The sequence below is a fragment of the Streptomyces sp. NPDC054770 genome (genome assembly GCF_053611985.1).
The window spans coordinates 1-1,207 of the sequence record NZ_JBSHBL010000193.1 but is presented as its reverse complement, the minus strand read 5'-3'; the positions used below and the strand labels follow the sequence as shown (position 1 = coordinate 1,207).

Here is a 1,207-nt window from a genome sequence, read left to right as displayed (position 1 = left end):
CCGCAGGCGATCCGCGACCTGGGCGACAAGGTCGCCGCCCGGCACATCGCCCAGCGTGCCGGCGCCCCGCTGGTGGCCGGCACCCCCGACCCGGTGAGCGGCGCGGACGAGGTCGTGGCGTTCGCCGAGGAACACGGCCTGCCGATCGCCATCAAGGCGGCCTTCGGCGGCGGCGGACGCGGCCTGAAGGTCGCCCGCACCCTCGAAGAGGTCCCCGAGCTGTACGACTCCGCGGTCCGTGAGGCGGTGGCCGCCTTCGGCCGCGGCGAGTGCTTCGTGGAGCGCTACCTCGACCGCCCCCGGCACGTGGAGACCCAGTGCCTGGCCGACACCCACGGCAACGTGGTCGTCGTCTCCACCCGTGACTGCTCGCTCCAGCGCCGCCACCAGAAACTGGTCGAGGAGGCCCCCGCCCCGTTCCTGTCCGAGACGCAGGTCGCCGAGCTGTACCGGGCGTCCAAGGCCATCCTCAAGGAGGCCGGCTACGTCGGCGCCGGGACCTGCGAGTTCCTGGTCGGCCAGGACGGCACGATCTCCTTCCTGGAGGTCAACACCCGCCTCCAGGTCGAGCACCCGGTGACCGAGGAGGTCGCCGGCATCGACCTGGTCCGTGAGATGTTCCGGATCGCCGACGGCGAGGAACTCGGCTACGACGACCCCGCCCTGCGCGGTCATTCCTTCGAGTTCCGGATCAACGGCGAGGACCCGGGCCGTAACTTCCTGCCCGCCCCCGGCACCGTCACCCGCTTCGACGCCCCCTCCGGCCCCGGTGTCCGTCTGGACGCGGGCGTGGAGGCCGGCAGCGTGATCGGCCCCGCCTGGGACTCCCTGCTGGCCAAGCTGATCGTCACCGGCCGCACCCGCGCCGAGGCCCTGCAGCGGGCCGCACGGGCCCTGGACGAGTTCCAGGTCGAGGGCATGGCCACCGCGATCCCCTTCCACCGCGTCGTCGTCCGTGACCCGGCGTTCGGCCCGGAGCTTGCGGGCTCCACGGATCCGTTCACGGTCCACACCCGCTGGATCGAGACCGAGTTCGTCAACGAGATCAAGCCCTTCGCCGCCCCGGCCGACACCGAGGCAGACGAGGACAGCGGCCGGGAGACGGTCGTCGCCGAGGTCGGCGGCAAGCGCCTGGAGGTCTCCCTCCCCGCGTCCCTGGGCATGACCCTGGCCCGCACCGGCCTCGCCGCCGGTGCCAAGCCCAAGC

Annotated in this window: 1 protein-coding gene; it reads left to right on the top strand. The window is 72.9% G+C overall.

What is annotated here, in order from left to right:
* The coding region (locus tag ACWGKQ_RS52155) for an acetyl-CoA carboxylase biotin carboxylase subunit (protein WP_453299178.1) at positions 1–1,207 on the top strand (1,207 nt) is incomplete at both ends.